Here is an 18450-nt window from a genome sequence, read left to right as displayed (position 1 = left end):
TGCATTGGTGGTGATTCTATGAGTAAAAGATTCGAAGAACTGAGCCAGCCAGTGGCTTACACGTTGCGGTTTAAAAAAGATGACGGAACTCCCGAATCGCGGATAAACGTAAATACAACATTTTCAAACAAAGAAGCTGCTCAGAAGTACTCGCCAGGAGGCCGGTATAAATCTCAGCCTCATGGGAAAATTGAATGGGTGCGCGATGCGGCGTTAGACCCGGACGTGATTGAGCTTTACTCGCAAGAGTATGTGGCCGCCTTGCTGGAAGCGTTGAACGAGCAGCGTGCAGAAATGGATAAGGCAAACATGTTGATCGATGAACTGAAAGAGGAACGCAACCTTTTACAGCGGTTGGCCGGTGAGCGTCAAATTTCCCTCGAGGCAGCAGAGCGGAAAATTGAAGTGATGAAAGTAGAATCCAGCGGTGCTGCTCACCGCATAAAACTAATCTTAGACACAAAAGATTATTGGGTTGACAGGGCAATGCAAGCAGAGCAGCGACTACAGCAGCCTATCGATTTAGCTGATGCCATTGATTCGGTGGTGAATGATGTCCTTGCTGTAGACACTATTGCGTCAACCTTGGCAATCAAGGCGATATTTCACAGACATACAGGGATTATGCGTTTAGCGGCAGCCACTAAGGTCGAGGGGGAGTGATGCAACAAGAAATCAAGTCACCTGCATTGCGGTACCATGGTGGCAAGTTCCGGCTTGCTCCATGGATTATTGAGCATATGCCGCCGCACACTTGCTATGTTGAGCCGTTCGGAGGGGCGGCCTCCGTACTGCTCAGAAAGCCACGCAGCTACGCAGAGGTTTACAACGATCTTGATGGCGAGATCGTTAATCTGTTCCGCGTACTGCGTGACCCACTCGATAATCACCGCCTTCGTACGCTTTGCGCATTAACCCCATACAGCCGTGATGAATTTAACGCAGCTTACACGCCAACGGAAAACCCAATAGAGCGCGCTCGTAGGATGGTAGTTCGGGCATGTATGGGTTTTGGTACAGCGGCGGGAGTGGGGGGGGCAATCCGGTTTCCGTAGCGACAGTAAACGCAAATACGCGACAGCCGCGCACCTGTGGGCAAAATATCCGGATAACCTGGCGGCTGTTGGGCAGCGTTTTGAAGGGGTGATTATCGAAAATAAAACGGCTCTTGATGTTATCCGCAGGCACGATGCGCCGAACACTTTATTTTTCGTTGATCCCCCATACCTTCCCGAAACCAGGGTTGCTGGCAATCGTTATTACCAGTACGAAATGACTGCTGACGAGCACGCTATCTTACTGGAAGAACTGCTAAAAGTGCGCGGAATGGTGTTGCTAAGCGGTTACGACAGCAAGCTGTATAACGACACGTTAATAGGCTGGAGGAAGGAAGAACGCGAATCGCGTATCAGCGCTGGGCGAGGTACGAAGGTGCGTCTTGAATGCCTTTGGATTAACCCTAACTGTGAAGAATAGAAGTACCTTGAATTATTTCTTGTTGAACAATTGATCAAAAGCCCTGTTGCTGATACTGTTTTTATATACAGTATTTTTTGGGTGAAGGTAGGGACTAAGGAGGGGTTATATATCTGACTTGCCGGGGTTAACTATGGTTGATGTTGCGGATTTTATAGGCTCTCTCCCTGCCAATTGTTACATAGCCATTCGCGTTGCTGATGGTCGTATAATTGGCGCAAGAGATATCAAAGAAAACGAGTTTATTTTAACATTTAAGGCATTGATAGAAATACAGAAACTAGCCGGTTATACAGTTGTATCACCCGAGGGTATTACGCTATAATTAAGGGGCTGGATTGAACACCCAGCCGCTTTAAATTCTGAACAATTGCTGCGCCAAAAGGGGATAACTTATGGCGCAGTATTCATTTGTAAAATCAGCAGGTGGTTTACTGGTACCGGCAACCCCGGACGCCAGGGAATTCTTGCAAACAAAAGTGAAGTTCGGTGCGGTTCTGTATGCTGATTTCAAACAGGCCCGCAATCCGGCATTTCACCGCAAATATTTCTCCCTCCTGAATCTCGGTTATCACTACTGGCAACCGACAGGCGGGACAATATCGCCAGCCGATAAAGAACTCATACGCGGCTACGTATTATTTCTGGCTCACTACGCTGGCAACGAAGATGCATTACAATCCGCTGCTGATGAGTACCTCAAAGACGTAGCGCACAACCGCGCCGCAAATATCAGCATCACAAAATCATTCGAAGCATTCCGCGCCTGGGTAATCATCCAATCTGGCCACTGCACTGAATACCACATGCCTGATGGCTCAATCCGCAAAGAGCCCAAAAGCATATCCTTTGCAAAGATGGACGATATCGAGTTCGCCGAACTCTACAAAGCCACCATCGATGTGCTGTGGAATTTCATCCTGTACCGCACATTCCCAAACCAGCAGGCAGCAGAGAACGCCGCATCACAGCTTCTGGATTACGCATCATGACAACCAAAGCCGAAAAGGAATGGTTATCAGACGTTGCGGAACTCGGTTGTGTGGTATGCCGCAACCTGTGTTATGGCCAATCCCCCGCAGAAATCCACCATATCCGCACTGGACAGGGCGCAGGGCAGCGCGCCAGCCACTACAGCGTATTACCCCTTTGCCCACCACATCACCGCACAGGCGGTCACGGCGTCGCTATACACGCTGGTCACAAAACATGGGAGGAAAACTACGGTACCGAACTGGATTTACTGAAACAGGTTGAACGTGAAGTAGAGGAGTTGCGCGAATGCAGAATTTAATTCTACTCCTATGGACAACAGGAAATGCTGAAAAGTCACAGGGCGCCACGCGGGCGGATAGAACAATATTCTGCCTAGACCCCTTTTCGATAAGCGGGGAGTGCGGGCGCATCGCGCATTACCCTCGCGCACGCGCGCGTTTAGGGGGTTAAAAATGCCTCTCGTCGCCACTTTCCGCACTGAATGGTTTCGCGTCATTACCGACTTGAACCGCCGCTCCATTTCAACCCAGCAGATCGCCAACGAATTGGGCGTAAGCAAATCCGCCGTGCTCGGCTGGAAATCCGGCAGTGAACCGCGTCACGGTGACGGTGAAGCGCTTATCGCGTTGTGGTGCCAGGTGACCGGGCAGGACAAGAAGAAGCTGCCCACGGTTTTGCATCGGCAGTGGTGGACGTTTAAACGCTCCTGATTTGGTCGGGATTCCGTCCGCGCACCACGTTCAAGATGGCCACTCAATCAAACCACGGAGTAACCGCAATGGCTCGACCCAAGAAGACTGTTGAAGTGCCGGGGCAGGAAACCAAAACCGATGAAATTGATACCGCGCTGGAGAATTCTTTAACCGGCACCGCCACCATTCAGCAAGTAACCGAGACTGCAAACACCGCCGCAGAACTGAACGCCGCCACTGCTGGCGCAACGGTTATCACAGAAACTACCGCCGCGCCGATTATTGGCACGGATCCGGCGCAAGGTGATTCCACCGCAACCGTGACCGTTGATCTCACTGCCCGCAATGCTGCGCTGTCAGAACTGAACGCCGAAGGTTTCGGCATTATTTCAGCGTTTGAGGAATACGGCTTCGTTGATGAGGTTGGCCACCCGCTGACCAATAACCTCGACTTCCTCGATCTGGTAAAGCGAGCAACCACCGCACCAGTAGCGACGGCCGCCAAACTGCACGGCAGGGCCGCTGCAATGGTTGTGAACGAGGACGGCGCAAAGCGATCACCCGGCAAGCCCGTGCTGACTAAAGACGGCTGGCACGTACCAGAGTAGGAGATTCCCCTATGTGTGGAGGCGGAACACCAAAAGTAGTACAGAGCGACCCGCAAGCCGAGGCAGACGCAGCCGCGAACGCTGGCGCTAAAGCGGCGAACGCAGACGCAGCAGCACGCAAGAAGCGCAAGAAAGGCTCCTCGCTGCTGGCCACCGGCTCAACCGGCGCAACTGATTCCGGTAGTTCACTGCTGGCCACCGGCGCAACCGGCAAACCAACCCTAGGGGCTTAAGATGGACGAAATCGCCACCCGCTTGCTAAAGCGCGTGAACAACCTCAAAGCAGGCCGCCAGTTGCATGAAAGCGTTTGGCGGGAATGCTACGACTTCACGTACCCGCTGCGCGGCAGTGGATTCAGCACGCAAGTTCTCGACGCTCAGAGTGCTAAATCCAAGGTGGCGATGCTGTTGGACGGCACCGCGACAGACAGCGCCCGCATGCTTGCATCGGCGCTTATGTCCGGCATGACACCGGCAAACGCACAATGGCTGAGCTTCGATAGCGAATCCCTGCCTGATGATGCCAAGGCCTGGTTATCAACCTGCGCAAGCCTGGTATGGGAGAACATCCACGCCAGCAACTTCGACGCAGAAGGCTACGAGGCCAATCTTGACGTTGTTTGCGCTGGCTGGTTCGCGCTGTACATCGACGAGAACCGCGACGAGGGCGGTTTCTCATTCCAACAGTGGCCGCTGGCGCAGTGCTTTGTGGCATCCACCCGCAAAGACGGCATCATTGATACCATTTACCGCTGCTACCAGCTCACAGCAGAACAGGCGATCAACGAATTCGGCGCTGATGCAGTCAGTGAGAAGATACTCAAGGCAGCGAAGGATAAACCAGACGATAAGTTTGAATTCCTGCACGCCATCTTCCCGCGCACAAACTACGTGGTGAATGCGCGCCTGGCTAAAAACCTGCGCTTTGCGTCGTACAACGTGGAAGTAACCGGCAAAAAGGTGGTGCGCGAATCCGGGTACCACGAATTCCCTGTTTGCGTTCCGCGCTGGATGAAGATACCCGGCACCAGTTACGGCGTGGGCCCAACGTATGACGCGTTGCCAGACTGCAAAGAACTGAACGAAATAAAGCGCATGGAGAAGGCCGCGCAAGACTTGGCTATCTCCGGCATGTGGATTGCCGAGGACGATGGCGTACTTAACCCGCGCACCGTCAAAGTGGGCCCGCGCAAAATCATTGTGGCGAACAGCGTCGATAGCATGAAACCGCTGCTCACCGGCTCCGACTTCAACGTCTCATTCACAGCAGAAGAACGCCTACAGCGCGCTATCCGCAAAATCATGATGGCAGACCAGCTACAGCCGCAGGACGGCCCGGCCATGACTGCCACCGAAGTGCATGTACGTGTGGCGCTCATCCGGCAATTGCTCGGCCCTGTATACGGTCGATTCCAGGCTGAATACCTGCAACCCCTCGTTGCCCGTTGCTTTGGCCTGGCGCTGCGTGCCGGTGTCTTCCCAGCGCCTCCGGAGAGCATGAACACCGCCAATTTCAACGTGAAATACATCTCACCGCTGGCGCGCGCCCAGAAACTGGAGGATGTGACCGCGATTCAGCAGTTGGCGGCATCAGTCGGGCAACTGGTAGCCATTTACCCGGACGCGCGCGACAACCTGGATTCTGATGAAGCAATACGGGTTATGTCTGAGGGGCTAGGCGTACCAGCCAAAGTATTACGCTCATCCTCTGACGTCAGCAGCATGCGCGATGAACGCGCCAAAGCACAGCAGGAACAGGCACAGCAGGCGCTGATGATGCAGGCAGGCCAGCAGGCCGCCAGCGCAGCAGGGCAAGAAGCCGGGGCGGCACTCGGCCAACGTTTGGCAGGTAACCAATGATCGAGAAGCAAATCACACCCGAGGACTACAAGAGGCTGTTTGAGGAAATGCCAGGTGGGCCTCAAATCCTTGATGAGTTAACCAGGCGCTTTGGCATGGCCATTTTCGTGAAGGGTGGCCATGAGGGGGATAGGGAAACGTGTTACCGGGCAGGGCAGCGCTCGGTACTGGATTTCATCCTGAATCAAATCAACAGAGCTAACGGGGTAGACGATGGCAATGACTCAAGTATTAACGGCTAACGGCTGGGAGGTTGTTCTGGTACCGCCAGAATCGCAGACCGTCAGCGTTGACGAAATCACAGGCGCAACGCCGCTGGGTAAATTGCTACTTAAGGCAAGCGATGAGACAGCAGCACGGGCAATTATTGACGCTGCAGATAGTCAAATCAGCGTGGCCGATATCATAGACGCAACGACTATCGGGCGCTCGGTTTTAACCGCTGGCACAACAGCAGCAGCACGTTCAGCGATAGGCGCGGCAGGTTTCCCGGTCACAGCGGCAAATATCTCTGATGCCTCAGTATTGGGCCGTCAACTACTGCAAGCATCGTCTGATAGCGCCGCGCGCGGGTTCATTAACGCAGCGTTTAAACAGCCTATTTTCCTGCAGGATGTTTATTCCTGGTCTGGAACGCAAAGCATTTCTGACGGTGCGTTTTTTAACATCGGCTCCCTGGCGGCCACGCTATCAGCAGACAGCGACGTAGGCTCAACCCGCACAACAACACCGCCGCCAGCGCTATACAAGGTTCCAGCCAAGGCCAGCAAAACCATATTGCTGTTTCGTATTCGCGTTAGCGGTTCCGTTGGCGGCTCAAGTAGCCAGGCTCGCGAATGGAAAGCGCAGCTTCGCCGCCCGGATGGCACAACGATCATCGGTTCAAACTCCACAGTGAAGGTCACTGGTACCGATATTTCAAACCGTGACCACAACCTGATCAGCTACACCTTCGGTGCAACGGATCCCTTCTCTGTTAACGGCTTCATTCTCGGCCTGCTAAACGAAACAGGCCAGACCATAACAATGACCTCATTAACGCTGACCATTCAGCGAGTAATCAACCTGGAGTAAACGACGATGTGGAAACTTAAACACTTATTCATGAACGCCGCAGGCACTGAGGGCGGCGAAGGGGGCAGCGGTGGCAATGATGGGAGCAATAACAGCGGTGGTAATCAGGGTAGCAATAGCACTTCTTTGCTCAGCACCGGTGCAGAAAGCCAGCCGGGCGCGGCTGATTGGATACCGGAGAAATACCGCGTCACTGGCGAAGATGGCAAGCTCAACATGGAGAGTTCTGCTCGTAAGCTGGCTGAGGCGCATACAAGCCTTGAAAAGCGCCTGGGCGGTGGTGACGTTCCACCAAAAACCGTAGAGGAGTACGCGCCTAAGGTCGAAGTAGAGGGTTTCAATTGGGAAGAATTCAAAGCCGATCCAGAAATGCAGGGCTTTTTAAAATCCGCTCATGCTAAGGGCATCACTAACGATCAGCTTGGTTTCGTGCTGGGTGAATACATGCAGCGCGCTGGCGGCCTGGTAAACGGCGCGGCAGAGCTGGACGCGGAAGCCGCAACTACCGCATTACGTGAAGTATGGAAAACCGACGCGGAGTTTAAACAGAATATCGGCCTGGCCTACCGCGCATTCAACAATCTGGCCGACCCCGCCGATAAAGACAAGATGGACGAGATCGGCAATAACCCGATGGTTATCCGGATGCTGGCCAAGATTGGCGCAGAGATGAGAGAGGACACGCCGGTAGGCGATGAAATCAACCCTGAGGAACAACAGAGCATCCGTGAACTGATGAAGACAGAAGCGTACACAAATCCGAAGCACGCAGATCACGAACGCGTTTCCGCGCAGGTTAAAGCGTTTTATCAAAAGTCTTTCGGAAATCAGCCGGTAGCTTAATTTTCCACACCACCAAAAAATGGAAATGACAATGAACGATGATATTGAAAATGCAATCCAGGTAGCAGGCAAAACAGCGCCACGCGTAACCCCGAAACATATTGAGGGCGTGATCGTCAGCGAGCACTATTTTACGGCGGCAGACGGTGAGCGCTTCGCTAAATGGGGTGAACAATTTGCAAATGAGGAAGTACCTGCGCCGCTTCACCTTCTTACCTTCTGCGTTCTGGTGTTGAAGAATGGCTTCACCGTTACTGGCGAATCATCCTGCGCCAGCCCTGAAAATTTCGATGCAGAAATTGGCCGCAGTATTGCCCGTGCAAATGCCGTTAACAAAATCTGGCCACTTGAAGGTTATTTGCTGAAACAGAAATTACATGACAGCTCGATCACTCCGAACCGAGGCCAAATGATTGAGTATGTACAGGGGGCAATCAGAGAGGGCTATACCTCATACTACGGCTTACCGGCCAATGGCATTGGCTGGCTATCAGATGAATGCCTAAAAGTTGAGCACGATGTGGCACAGCGCTATTACAACCTGCCAGTAGACAAGAACGGCAAAACTCCGCAGCGAGATTTAGGCGAATAACCCCGCCGCGCCACCCACCACCAAGCCAGCCTAACCGCTGGCTTTTTTATTTGGTCGGGAAACCGACCGCACACCACACCCAAAATCACTCCAACAGCCCGGCATGGTAGCCGGATACCTGAATTCCCGCTGACCGTAACGCCACCCGGCCAGCGTACCGAGCCGGGAAACCGATACCTCGCAGGCGATTGTTTGGAGTAATTAAAATGTCATTTACAGCCAATAAGAACATGATTACTGCCGCGTTCGTGCAGCAGTTCCATGATGGTTTCGAGATTGCGACCCAGCAGAAAGACAGTCGCTTTCAAGGCTCTGTTAAAGACCGTGGGATGATCACCGGCGCTAGCTTCACAATCAACGATATGGGCACCGTGGAGATGCACCCGCGCACCCAGCGTTTCGGTGATACCGTGTGGGATGTGCCGGAAGCCGGTACCCGCAACGTGATCATGGCCGATTATGATCTGCATATCCCGGTTGAACCTACAGATGTGCCAAAACTGCTGGCGCAGCCGCAAGGCGAGTATATGAACGCCACTGTAGCGGCAGCAAACCGCACAAAAGACCGCATCATCTACGCGGCGCTGCTGGGCGACATTCTGCGTAAGCAGGAGAACAACGGCGCATACACCCCTGTAGCGCTGCCTGTGAGTCAGAAGATTGTTTCCGGCGGCACCGGCATGACCAAGGCCAAGATTATCGCCGCGAAAGCGATTTTCCGCAGAAACGAGGCCGACGAAAAGAACGGCGAAGAACTGTACATGGCGTACAACGCCGACATGCTGACGCAAATCCTAAGCGATACCACGCTGACCAGTGCCGACTTCATGGCAGGAAAAATGTTGCAAGAAGGTGCCGTGGCGAATAAGTGGCTGGGCTTCAACTGGATCCCTTACGAGGAATTCAACGTAACCGGCAGCACGGCGACCGCAGTAGCCTGGTCGGGAACTGCTGCGCACTTCGGTACCGGCATCAGCTATAACGTTGATATCGGCCCGCGCCGCGATAAGAACAACACTATTCAGATCTCTGTTCTGGCCTCTTACGGTTCAGGTCGTGCAAACGAGAGAAAAGTCGTCGCCATCGATTTTGACGCCTAATGCCAGCGCCTTTGCCGGGGTAACTCCCGGCCTTTTCTTTTAGAGGTGCCCCATGGCTTCCAGTGTAACTATCTGCTCAAACGCATTGCTCACTCTCGGTGCTCATCCGATTAACTCATTCGATGAGGCCACCGAGCACGCGCGCTTGTGCGCAAACATTTATCCCACCGTCCGTAACGATCTGCTGCGCAAGCACCCGTGGAACTGCGCCGTGAAACGCGTGATTTTGTCGCCAAGCAGCACCGTGCCCGAGTTTGGTTTTGGGTTTCAGTTCCCGCTGCCCGGTGACCTGATCCGCATCCTGTCCATCGGTGAGGATTACGAGGATATCCCGTACCGGATTGAAGGTAACAAACTGCTGGCAAACATAAACGCGATCCGGCTGCGTTACATCTGGAGGAATGAAAACGAATCAACGTGGGATTCTGCGCTGGTCAGTCTGGCTGAAGCGATGATGGCCGCCAAGCTGGCTTACGCCGTAACGGGTTCCGCCTCACTACGCGACAGTTTGACGCAGGAAGCCGCTTACCTGCTACGCCAAGCTAAAGCGATCGATGGCCAGGAAGAGCCGCCAGAAGAATTGGGCGGTTACCCAACATTGCATTCGAGGTTCTAATGCGCGCCAACCTGATAAAAACTAACTTTACAGCCGGGGAAATCTCCCCGCGCTTAATGGGCCGCGTTGATATTAACCGATACGCAAACGGGGCCAAGGCGATCGAGAACGCTGTTTGTGTGGTACAGGGCGGTGTTATGCGTCGCCCTGGTACCCGTTTCGCGGCGGCCGCTAAATACGGTGACCGCAAGGCCCGGTTAATGCCGTACGTGTTCAACCGTGCGCAGTCTTACATGCTGGAATTCGGCGATGGGTACATGCGCGTTTACCAGAACGGCCAGCAGCTTGTTAACGGCGACGGCTCACCGTACGAAATCGCCAGCCCGTACAGCGTGGCGCATTTGCCCGCGATCAATTACGTGCAGGGTGCCGACACAATGTTCCTGGTTAACCAAAACGTGAGGCCGTACCGCCTGCAACGTCGTGGCCAACTTGATTGGGTTCTGGAACCTGCGCCGTTTATCGTTGAGCCGTTTGACGAGATACGCCCAACACCTGAAAAGTGGTGCGCGCCATCGGTTAAAGAATTCGTAGGCTCTGAAATTACGCTGACACTGAGCGACGCGGAACCGCCTAGCGGTGGTGGGTTACCGCCGTTTACTGGTGATGGCTGGGTGCCTGAGGATGTGGGTTCGTACGTGCGCATTAACAGCGGCCTGGTGCTGATCAGCAGCATAACCAGCGCGCAGGTTGCCGTGGGCACCATTCGCACCGATTTAAGCGCTACACAAGCCGCATCACCCGGCGCGTGGACACGTGAGGATACGGTGTGGAGTGATGAATTCGGCTACCCTGGGGCCGTAACGCTGCATCAGCAGCGACTGATTCTAGCGGGCTCCCCAAAATACCCGCAAACCATCTGGTTCAGCGAAACCGGCATTTACCTGTCGTTCGAACTCGGTACCGATGATGATGACGCGATCAGCTTTACGCTATCGTCTGACCAGCTAAACCCGATCGTTCACCTGGCGCAGATGAACACCCTGATCGCCCTGACGTTCGGCGGGGAGTTCACGATCACTGCGGGTAATGACAACGCGATCACCCCCACCAACATTTCAGTAAAAAACCCCAGCCCGTACGGTTGCAACAGTATCAGGCCGGTGCGCGTCGGTACTGAAATCATGTTTATCCAGCGCGCAGGTAAGAAGCTGTATGCCGTGGCATATGACCCGGATAGCTTTGTTTCTTACTCGGCCAACGACATGACCGTTTTAGCCGAGCACATCACCGGTACCGGCGTAATCGATATGGCATACCAGCAGCAGCCAGACGCGTTTATCTGGCTGGTACGCAATGACGGCGTTTTAATTTCGCTGGCCATCGATCGCGCGCAGGACGTGATCGCCTGGTCACGCCAGACCACCGAGGGCCATTTTGAATCGGTCGCCTCAATCCCCACAGAAAATAACGACGCGGTTTATGTGTTGGTGCGCCGTGAGGTGAACGGCCAAACCGTGCGTTACGTCGAAGTGCTTGATCCGGATGTGCGTACAGACTCGGCCACCACTGGCACAGCAGATGAGGGCGCGGAAACGTGGGACGGATTAGAACACCTGGAAGGCAAGCTGATCGATATCGTGGCCGATGGTTCTGTGATGCCGCAACGCGTAGTTTCCAGCGGTCAGGTAACGCTGACGCGCAAAGCGTACAACGTTGAATTTGGCCTGCACTTCACAAGCACAATTCAAACGCTCACGCCTGAGGTGGCCACATCCGAAGGTACCACGCAAAACGCCAAGAAACGCACATCAGAAGTAACGATGCGATTTCTTGAAACCACCGGCGCAACCTGTAACGGGCAGGTGATCCCCTTCCGGACGTTCGGCCCGCAAATCCTCAACCAGCCAGCGCCGCTTTTTACCGGTGATCACTTCTTCGGGAAATTAGGCTGGGAGCGTGGAGAGGACACACTAATTATCCAGCAGCCGCAGCCGCTACCGTTCCACCTGCTGGCCATCATGATCACATTCACCAGTAACGCGGGGTAACAATGATAAGACACGCAAACGCCGGTGATATTCCGGCACTGATTGAACTCGGTACCAGAATGTTTTTGGAATCCCGTTATGCCTCCGGATCATTCGATGAAGAGAAGTGCGCGGCGCTGGCCAGACAGCTTATCGATGCCGACGCGGGGATCGTGCTTGTTGCAGAACACGGTGGCCACGTCGTTGGATGGCTGGCCGGTGGCATTGGCGAACAGTTTTTCTCACGCGCGCTGATGGCGTTTGAATACGGTCTGTTTATCGCTCCTGAGCATCGCGGCGGATCGGCGGGCCCGCGCATGGTTAAGGCGTTTATTGCCTGGGCAAAAGATAACGGCGCAACGCTGATCAATATGGGCATCACCACCGGCGTGCATGAAGCGCGCACCGGAGAAATGTACGAACGTCTGGGCCTGAGCCGCATCGGCTCCCTGTATTCGATGGAGGTTTAATTATGTGTACTGGCGTAGAAATTGCCCTTGTGGCGTCCTCGGTGCTTGCGGCCGGTGGCGCGGTTGCAGCAGGGCAACAGCAGAAAAAAATGGCGAATTACCAGGCGGCGCAAGCGAATGCTGACGCCGAGGCCGCGCGCGGGGCCGCAAAGGTGCAGGCTGACCGTATCCGCAAGGCCGGTCGGCAGCAGGCGGCGCAAGCTAACGCGGCGCTGGCGGCTTCCGGCGTGGAAACTGGAGAAGGTACCGCACTGCGCATTACGTCTGGAATTATTGGTGATGCAGAGCAAGATGCCTACACCACCACAATGAACGGCATGAATACCGGCGCACGCTATAACGCACAGGCGCAGGCTGATCGCATTAGTGGAAATAACGCCGCTACCACAGGCTACATCAACGCTGGAAGCTCCCTATTATCTGCTGGCGGAACCATGTATTCAGGCTGGAAAAGAGCCAATCCGGCGCCAGCGGCCACCACTACAGCCAGTGGCGGGGCATCTTCAAATAACATGTTCAAGAACATGGGGATTAACTAATGCGCATTCCAACCGGTAACTTTGGCAACGTCACGCCGCAACCACAACCAACACGCGTTAATGTTGATGGTGTTGGCGCGCCAGCGCAAGCTGTAGGGCGCTTGGCTGATGATGTTCAGCAGCAGGTAAACGCCATAGTGCGCGGCCGCGCAGGTGACGAGTTACTTGATTACCAGATCAAGATTAAGGATATCAATGAGTCTATTCGTTCGGGCGTAGAGGATGGCTCACTACGCGCCGATCAGGTTGAGGGCTTCTATCAAACAGCGGTTAGCAAACTGGATAAACCCCGGTTCGCCGGGCTGGATATTGCCGGTAGCGAGGTGGCTCAGCGCGGCATTACGCGTTATGAAGCTGATGGCATGGCTACCGCCAGAAATTATGCACACACCGCGCTTAAGATTGAAGCGCGCGATCAGGTCGATACCCAGCTCGATGCGCTTGGAAAACTGACCAATTACCCCGACGCTGACATTGAGAAGATTAACGCCTCAATGGATGCGCTAAGCGAACAGGGCCGCATCGCTTACGGTTCGCAGTGGGGAAAGGTAAAGCAAAGCGCCATAGATAAGAATTGGTACAACCAGGCGCAACAGCGATTAATGCAGGCTCGCAGCGATGATTCTGCGCTTGCCGCCCTTAATAACGATCTCACTGCTGAAAACGGCTTCTATCTCGATAAGCTCGACCCTGATAAGCGTAATGCGTTGCTTAATCAATCCATGAACTATCAGATCACTCTCGAAAACCGGGCGCGGGTGGCAGAGGCTAGGCGGGAGGCGTTAGCAGCTAAAAACATTAATGAGTTTTCGTTGCTTGTTGATAATAATCTGGAGCCATCAGAAGAGGCTGTTACCGCATTAATTGCCAGCACGAGAGGCACCAGTATGGCTGGCGATGCGCAGCAGTTATTGAGCGATCAACTTGAAATACGCAGGGCAATTTCTGAGGGGCCGGAAGCCGCGCAGGCGTTGATCGATAGTCAGCGCAAACAGCTTGAGGCATCAGGCGGAGATATAGGCCAGTGGAGATCGCTGCAGCGCAGGACTACTGCAGTAGCTAAAGCTCAAAAGGAGTGGGACGCAGCTCAGGGGCGCATGATGGTTTCAAATGCGCTAAATAACGGCACCGCACTAGATCCCAGCAATAAAAGCAACAAGGATGCGGCTGATAGCTATTGGAGAAGCGAGTTTAAAGACTTCAATATCAACGACAACGCCCAGGTCAACGCCGCAGCGTCTTTCGTATCCAGAACGGGCATTATACCGCCTGGGCTTTCATCAATTATTAATGCGGCATCGGTATCAAAAGATCCCAAGGTGGCTATCCCAGCCGCCGAGTTGGTCAGCAGAATTTATGATGAGAACCCGGCTGCGTTATCTGACATGCCAAAAGAAAAACAGTCATTTTATCTCAACGCTAAACAATTACGTGACGCTGGCGTTAACTCTGAAATGGCAATGGAGCAATCTTATAATTTGGCTTACAACCAAACGGATGCACTAAAGTCACAACTCTCATCTGAGCAAAGCTCAGCTTCGTACAAGAAAGATAGGCTCGGCGCGGCCAGTGATTTTGTTAGCAAGCACTCGGAGTTTTTCAGGGTAGATCCATCTGCGAAAGATACCACCGCCGAAGCGGCTCGTTTTCGCAATGACTATCAGTCTCTTTATGATCTTAACTTCCGTGCGGCGGGCGGTAACGCTGATATTGCAAAGAAAATGACCAATCAACAAATTGCAAGAACATGGTCGATCACCGAAGTTAACGGCAAAGCGCAATTCATGAAATACGCCCCAGAAGCACTATACCAAGGCGGCCCGTCAGGCTGGCAGTCTAAGCAGTGGGAGGAAGAAAAAAACTTGCTGGTATATGGGATTTCAGACATACCCGCAGCCAGTGCTGTTGGGGGAAGCGTTGGAAGGGTATCAAGCGCCAGCACCCCCAAACCGGATAGAAAAGTAAAGGGTGACGTTATTTTAGTTCCTGACGTTAACACCCCGCGCAATGGTGATTACGCCATTATGATCAGTGATAAAGACAAGGACGGGATACCAACGCTACAGCCTTACTATGATGCAAGCGGTAGGCCGTTACGTTATCGCCCGGATCTAGAAAGCTGGAAACCTTATCAGCAAATGCTGGCAGATGATAAGACAAGCATTGAACAAACGATGCAAAAAGCCCAGGAGCGCAGAGGGTTCAGAGATACTCACCGAACGCTTGATCAGCAGTATCAGCAAGGGCATGAGCAGCGGATTGAAAAGCAGAAAGAACAACTGAAAAACTATTTCCAATGGGGTAAAGAATAATGCCTGTTTATCCAACTCCCGATCTACCTGCTAATGATTTCGTCGCGCCGCAGCCTGCTGGATGGGATACATCAATAACACCTGGTGTAAATCCGGTACCAGTAGAAGAGGATCGTTCGGTATTGGGCGCGGCATTCCGGCAGTACAATATGATGTCCGGATTGTTTAACCCTGCGCCAGATTTTGAGGAGCAGGAGGGATATAACCCATTCATTGATAAGGCTGAATTACAGGGCTATGAACGCTGGGCTACCGCGTTCTCTGATTCACGATCACCCCAACAGACTGCGGCAATAAAGCAACGGATTGATGAGGAAAACCAAGATAAGCAGTTTCTTTCTGAATCTGGCGCTGCCGGGGTATTCGCCAGCATAGCTGCAGGTGTGGTCGACCCCGTAACGATCGCCAGCCTGTTTATTCCTGGCGCTCAGGGTGGGATTGTTGCCCGCGTGGCATCCAATGCAGCTATAGCTGCAGGCGGAACGGCGGTAAGTGAACTGGCCCTGCACCAACAGCAATATACACGCACAGCAACAGAGAGCATGATACATACCGGCGCTGGTGCAGTTTTGGGGGGTATGCTTGGTGGTGCGATCCATCTCTTAAGCCCTGAGGTGAGGAGTGCCGCACAAACCGAGATTGCTGACTCACTTCGAAGCGTCAATACTGGTGGCAGCGTTGGTGCAATGAACGTGCCCACCACGACACTTGCACAGGAAACCATGCGGGGACCAAAAGTCGTCAATAAGGTCATGAATATGACCCCTTTAGGCCGCACCATGGATTCCCCTTCTGTAACCGTGCGCCGTACAGTTCAGCAGTTGGCGGAGAACAACTTAACCACAGCCAAAAACCTCGAGGGCATAGCCACACCATCCGCAGCGGAAACACAGGTTCGCATGTGGGCACGCTCAGAGGCGGCGGCCATGGTGACCGCGAACGATGGATTTACCAAATTCAGGGCGCAGGGTGGTACCGGTAGCAAGCTCGACTTTGCCGAGGAAGTTGGCAGGGCTATGCGCCGGAATGATACCAGCCCTGACGCGGTAGTGCAGGAAACGGCAAAAGCGCTACGCCCAATCCTTGATAACGTTCGTAATGAAATGCAGGCGCTTGGCATGCTGGCAGAAGATCTTAAGGTCACTGGCGCAGAAAGCTATTTTCCGCGCATGTATCGACAGGGGGAGGTTTTAGCTAGGCGCGATGAATTCAGGAAAATTTTAACCGACTGGTGGTCGCGCGGTGATAACAAGGTATCACTTGAAGATCTGGAAATAGCAGCGGATGAAGTGATAGGGAAAATCACTGGTGCTTTGCGCCCTCAGGATTACGCCAATGCCTTTTCTGTGAAGCTGCCCGGCGCAACAAAATCACGCTCGCTTAATGTGCCTGATGATCTGCTCGAACCGTTCCTTGAATCAGATGTGCGCTTTGTTCTGCAACGTCATATCCGCGACGCCGCGCCAAATATTGAGTTAACTCGTAACTTTGGCGATTCATCCATGGAGCGTGTGCTTAAAGATATTCGCGATGAATACACGGAACTGATGCGCAATAATCCGGCAGACCAGGCAAAACTAGATAAAAGAATGAAACGCGATGAAGCGGATATTATGGCGATGCGCGATCGCCTGCTTGGTACCTACAAGATGCCAGACGATCCATCCGCAACGTTTGTTCGTGCTGGTAACGTGCTTAGAAACGTAAACTATCTAACGAAGCTCGGCGGTATGACGGTATCAGCAGTTCCTGACCTTGCGCGCGCGGTAATGGTTAACGGGTTTGGTAAAACATTCAGTGCGTATGGTAAATGGCTTTCTCGTTCCCCAGCATGGAAAGCCAGTCGGGAAGAAATGCAGAAGATGGGCACCGCGCTGGATATAGTGTTATCCGATCGTAGTCGGGCGATCGCTGATATAGCGGACGGCTTTTCACAACGTACAATGCTGGAATCTGGGCTTGATTACGCCACTGGCAAATTTGGTAACCTCACGCTAATGAACCAGTGGAACGCCTTTCATAAGTCGCTTAACGGTATGAATACGGCTGATATTATTTTAGGTGCGACAAAATCTAACCCGCGCTTGGCTAAGCTGGGCATTGATGACAGCATGGCTGCACGTATTCAGCAGCAATTCAACAAGCACGGAAAGACGGTGGACGGCTTGCGCATTGGCAACAGTAGCGCATGGGATGATCCTGTAGTGCGTAGCGCTTTCGAATCCGCAGTCGTGAAGGACGTGAACAATACGATAGTGACGCCAGGGATCGGTGATACACCGCTGTGGTCAAGCTCCCAAATGGGTAAACTGGTGTTCCAGTTCAAATCGTTTATTTTCGGATCCTATAACCGCTCCACCGTTGGCGGCATTCAGGCGGGGGAGGCGCAGTTTTATTACGGTCTCGGGCTTCAGCTTATGCTGGGAGCCATGACGTATGCAATCAAGAATACGCTGGCCGGGCGTGATGTTGACTACGCGCCAGAAAAATTGGTACTGGAAGGCATCGATCGCTCTGGTGTTCTGGGGCCACTGATGGAGTTTAATAACACACTGGAAAAGGTTAGCGCCGGCACGCTTGGTTTCGGGCCTGCGCTCGGTACCGGTACGCAATCCCGGTATGCCAGCCGTAACGCGATTGGTTCGCTTCTGGGGCCGTCGTTTGACTCCCTTGGAAAACTATCTGATATTGCCACGGGTATATTGAGCGGCGAATTTGATGATAAGGCCGTGCATTCTACGCGGCAACTTATACCGGGGCAAAATCTGTTCTGGGTAGCGCCAATACTGAATAACGTTGAGGAGCAACTTAAGTAGAGCAAGATTTTGGGCCTACAGCCACACTGAAAAATAGACTCTGCTTCGTTTGGTCATAATAACTAATTTGGATGGTTTTTCCGTCCGTTTTAGCTTGGTATAAAAACGACATGGGCACGCTATTGCAATATGCATTAACGAGCTTTTTGCGCGCGAACTCCGGCATCTCTCTGGATCTTTTTGATTTATAGAAATCTTCATGAGACAAGAGTGGGTTTTTCACGAAAATCATTATTGCCTTTCCGTCATCATGACCATAAAAAGGCTCGTAGTCCTTGAAGATATCACCTTCGGATTGTGACGGCGCTAGATATTCACTGAAAAAACTCGCCGCCGACCCGCTAAGCTCTATTGGTTTATCTTCCAGCACCTCACGGAGGTGATTTACTATAGGGTAACCAACGAATCCGATACAAACCGAAGTGAAAATTATAGCCATCTTATTGATTTTCATTAATTAATACCATCGTTTAACTGTAAGGGCGA

19 protein-coding genes and 2 pseudogenes are annotated in these 18450 nt (G+C 53.0%); 20 read left to right on the top strand and 1 reads right to left on the bottom strand.

Features of this window, described 5'->3' with window-relative positions; all coding sequences use genetic code 11:
* The first annotated feature begins 18 nt into the window (after nt 1-18).
* From ACX1CU_RS13680 to ACX1CU_RS13585, 20 genes and pseudogenes are all read left to right on the top strand, one after another.
* Nucleotides 19-663 carry a hypothetical protein gene (locus tag ACX1CU_RS13680; protein ID WP_459398851.1) on the top strand — a complete coding sequence of 215 codons (645 nt, stop codon included), beginning with the start codon at nt 19-21 and terminating at the stop codon, nt 661-663.
* A pseudogene (locus ACX1CU_RS13675) lies at nt 663-1476 on the top strand (DNA adenine methylase). The gene ACX1CU_RS13680 and the pseudogene ACX1CU_RS13675 overlap by 1 nt, the downstream one beginning before the upstream one ends.
* A 133-nt stretch (nt 1477-1609) precedes the next feature.
* A complete protein-coding gene (locus ACX1CU_RS13670; protein WP_459398850.1) occupies nt 1610-1801 on the top strand; it encodes a hypothetical protein in 192 nt (63 codons plus the stop codon).
* Between the two features lie 70 nt (nt 1802-1871).
* The gene (locus ACX1CU_RS13665) at nt 1872-2468 is read left to right on the top strand and encodes a DUF1367 family protein (protein ID WP_459398849.1); all 597 of its coding nucleotides are present in this window, start codon (nt 1872-1874) and stop codon (nt 2466-2468) included.
* Complete coding sequence (locus ACX1CU_RS13660) at nt 2465-2770, top strand: Ref family recombination enhancement nuclease (protein WP_459398848.1); 306 nt, start codon at nt 2465-2467, stop codon at nt 2768-2770. Before ACX1CU_RS13665 ends, ACX1CU_RS13660 begins: the two co-directional genes overlap by 4 nt.
* 154 nt (nt 2771-2924) lie before the next feature.
* Nucleotides 2925-3182 carry a hypothetical protein gene (locus ACX1CU_RS13655; RefSeq protein ID WP_459398847.1) on the top strand — a complete coding sequence of 86 codons (258 nt, stop codon included), beginning with the start codon at nt 2925-2927 and terminating at the stop codon, nt 3180-3182.
* A gap of 68 nt (nt 3183-3250) precedes the next feature.
* On the top strand, nt 3251-3772 hold the full coding sequence (locus ACX1CU_RS13650) for a hypothetical protein (RefSeq protein ID WP_459398846.1): 522 nt from the start codon (nt 3251-3253) through the stop codon (nt 3770-3772).
* Between the two features lie 11 nt (nt 3773-3783).
* Complete coding sequence (locus ACX1CU_RS13645; protein ID WP_459398845.1) at nt 3784-4005, top strand: hypothetical protein; 222 nt, start codon at nt 3784-3786, stop codon at nt 4003-4005.
* 1 nt (nt 4006) lies between these two features.
* On the top strand, nt 4007-5632 hold the full coding sequence (locus ACX1CU_RS13640) for a portal protein (protein WP_459398844.1): 1626 nt from the start codon (nt 4007-4009) through the stop codon (nt 5630-5632).
* The gene (locus ACX1CU_RS13635) at nt 5629-5874 is read left to right on the top strand and encodes a Bbp19 family protein (protein ID WP_459398843.1); all 246 of its coding nucleotides are present in this window, start codon (nt 5629-5631) and stop codon (nt 5872-5874) included. The genes ACX1CU_RS13640 and ACX1CU_RS13635 overlap by 4 nt, the downstream gene beginning before the upstream one ends.
* On the top strand, nt 5846-6706 hold the full coding sequence (locus ACX1CU_RS13630) for a hypothetical protein (RefSeq protein ID WP_459398842.1): 861 nt from the start codon (nt 5846-5848) through the stop codon (nt 6704-6706). The genes ACX1CU_RS13635 and ACX1CU_RS13630 overlap by 29 nt, the downstream gene beginning before the upstream one ends.
* Nucleotides 6707-6712: 6 nt before the next feature.
* Entirely contained in the window at nt 6713-7549 is an 837-nt protein-coding gene (locus ACX1CU_RS13625) for a hypothetical protein (protein ID WP_459398841.1), read from the top strand.
* A 31-nt stretch (nt 7550-7580) separates the two neighbouring features.
* Nucleotides 7581-7931 (top strand): annotated as a pseudogene (locus ACX1CU_RS13620) (Gp49 family protein); the annotation flags it as partial.
* Between the two features lie 416 nt (nt 7932-8347).
* On the top strand, nt 8348-9241 hold the full coding sequence (locus tag ACX1CU_RS13615; protein WP_459398840.1) for a phage capsid protein: 894 nt from the start codon (nt 8348-8350) through the stop codon (nt 9239-9241).
* 52 nt (nt 9242-9293) lie between these two features.
* Complete coding sequence (locus tag ACX1CU_RS13610; RefSeq protein ID WP_459398839.1) at nt 9294-9857, top strand: hypothetical protein; 564 nt, start codon at nt 9294-9296, stop codon at nt 9855-9857.
* Nucleotides 9857-11848, top strand: coding sequence for a phage tail protein (locus ACX1CU_RS13605; protein WP_459398838.1), 1992 nt, complete (start codon nt 9857-9859; stop codon nt 11846-11848). Before ACX1CU_RS13610 ends, ACX1CU_RS13605 begins: the two co-directional genes overlap by 1 nt.
* Nucleotides 11849-11850: 2 nt before the next feature.
* On the top strand, nt 11851-12297 hold the full coding sequence (locus ACX1CU_RS13600; protein WP_459398837.1) for a GNAT family N-acetyltransferase: 447 nt from the start codon (nt 11851-11853) through the stop codon (nt 12295-12297).
* Nucleotides 12298-12299: 2 nt separating this feature from the next.
* A complete protein-coding gene (locus ACX1CU_RS13595; protein ID WP_459398836.1) occupies nt 12300-12836 on the top strand; it encodes a hypothetical protein in 537 nt (178 codons plus the stop codon).
* Nucleotides 12836-15148: a hypothetical protein gene (locus ACX1CU_RS13590; protein WP_459398835.1), complete on the top strand. Its 2313-nt coding sequence runs from the start codon at nt 12836-12838 to the stop codon at nt 15146-15148. Before ACX1CU_RS13595 ends, ACX1CU_RS13590 begins: the two co-directional genes overlap by 1 nt.
* Nucleotides 15148-17964 carry a hypothetical protein gene (locus ACX1CU_RS13585; RefSeq protein ID WP_459398834.1) on the top strand — a complete coding sequence of 939 codons (2817 nt, stop codon included), beginning with the start codon at nt 15148-15150 and terminating at the stop codon, nt 17962-17964. Before ACX1CU_RS13590 ends, ACX1CU_RS13585 begins: the two co-directional genes overlap by 1 nt.
* Here the strand turns inward: ACX1CU_RS13585 and ACX1CU_RS13580 are convergent.
* Complete coding sequence (locus ACX1CU_RS13580) at nt 17957-18418, bottom strand: ubiquitin family protein (protein ID WP_459398833.1); 462 nt, start codon at nt 18416-18418, stop codon at nt 17957-17959. The genes ACX1CU_RS13585 and ACX1CU_RS13580 overlap by 8 nt on opposite strands.
* Nucleotides 18419-18450 lie beyond the last annotated feature (32 nt).

This window comes from Serratia sp. D1N4, assembly GCF_054552755.1.
Note: the sequence above shows the minus strand (reverse complement) of the source record. Positions and strands in the feature narration are given on the sequence as shown.

What these genes read in the sequence shown, in the direction of transcription:
- ACX1CU_RS13635 (WP_459398843.1), top strand. Translation starts at nt 5,629, where the DNA reads ATGATCGAGAAGCAAATCACACCCGAGGACTACAAGAGGCTGTTTGAG.
- ACX1CU_RS13605 (WP_459398838.1), top strand. Translation starts at nt 9,857, where the DNA reads ATGCGCGCCAACCTGATAAAAACTAACTTTACAGCCGGGGAAATCTCC.
- ACX1CU_RS13615 (WP_459398840.1), top strand. Translation starts at nt 8,348, where the DNA reads ATGTCATTTACAGCCAATAAGAACATGATTACTGCCGCGTTCGTGCAG.
- ACX1CU_RS13650 (WP_459398846.1), top strand. Translation starts at nt 3,251, where the DNA reads ATGGCTCGACCCAAGAAGACTGTTGAAGTGCCGGGGCAGGAAACCAAA.
- ACX1CU_RS13680 (WP_459398851.1), top strand. Translation starts at nt 19, where the DNA reads ATGAGTAAAAGATTCGAAGAACTGAGCCAGCCAGTGGCTTACACGTTG.
- ACX1CU_RS13645 (WP_459398845.1), top strand. Translation starts at nt 3,784, where the DNA reads ATGTGTGGAGGCGGAACACCAAAAGTAGTACAGAGCGACCCGCAAGCC.
- ACX1CU_RS13595 (WP_459398836.1), top strand. Translation starts at nt 12,300, where the DNA reads ATGTGTACTGGCGTAGAAATTGCCCTTGTGGCGTCCTCGGTGCTTGCG.
- ACX1CU_RS13625 (WP_459398841.1), top strand. Translation starts at nt 6,713, where the DNA reads ATGTGGAAACTTAAACACTTATTCATGAACGCCGCAGGCACTGAGGGC.
- ACX1CU_RS13590 (WP_459398835.1), top strand. Translation starts at nt 12,836, where the DNA reads ATGCGCATTCCAACCGGTAACTTTGGCAACGTCACGCCGCAACCACAA.
- ACX1CU_RS13640 (WP_459398844.1), top strand. Translation starts at nt 4,007, where the DNA reads ATGGACGAAATCGCCACCCGCTTGCTAAAGCGCGTGAACAACCTCAAA.
- ACX1CU_RS13580 (WP_459398833.1), bottom strand. Translation starts at nt 18,418, where the DNA reads ATGAAAATCAATAAGATGGCTATAATTTTCACTTCGGTTTGTATCGGA.
- ACX1CU_RS13660 (WP_459398848.1), top strand. Translation starts at nt 2,465, where the DNA reads ATGACAACCAAAGCCGAAAAGGAATGGTTATCAGACGTTGCGGAACTC.
- ACX1CU_RS13600 (WP_459398837.1), top strand. Translation starts at nt 11,851, where the DNA reads ATGATAAGACACGCAAACGCCGGTGATATTCCGGCACTGATTGAACTC.
- ACX1CU_RS13665 (WP_459398849.1), top strand. Translation starts at nt 1,872, where the DNA reads ATGGCGCAGTATTCATTTGTAAAATCAGCAGGTGGTTTACTGGTACCG.
- ACX1CU_RS13655 (WP_459398847.1), top strand. Translation starts at nt 2,925, where the DNA reads ATGCCTCTCGTCGCCACTTTCCGCACTGAATGGTTTCGCGTCATTACC.
- ACX1CU_RS13630 (WP_459398842.1), top strand. Translation starts at nt 5,846, where the DNA reads ATGGCAATGACTCAAGTATTAACGGCTAACGGCTGGGAGGTTGTTCTG.
- ACX1CU_RS13585 (WP_459398834.1), top strand. Translation starts at nt 15,148, where the DNA reads ATGCCTGTTTATCCAACTCCCGATCTACCTGCTAATGATTTCGTCGCG.
- ACX1CU_RS13670 (WP_459398850.1), top strand. Translation starts at nt 1,610, where the DNA reads ATGGTTGATGTTGCGGATTTTATAGGCTCTCTCCCTGCCAATTGTTAC.
- ACX1CU_RS13610 (WP_459398839.1), top strand. Translation starts at nt 9,294, where the DNA reads ATGGCTTCCAGTGTAACTATCTGCTCAAACGCATTGCTCACTCTCGGT.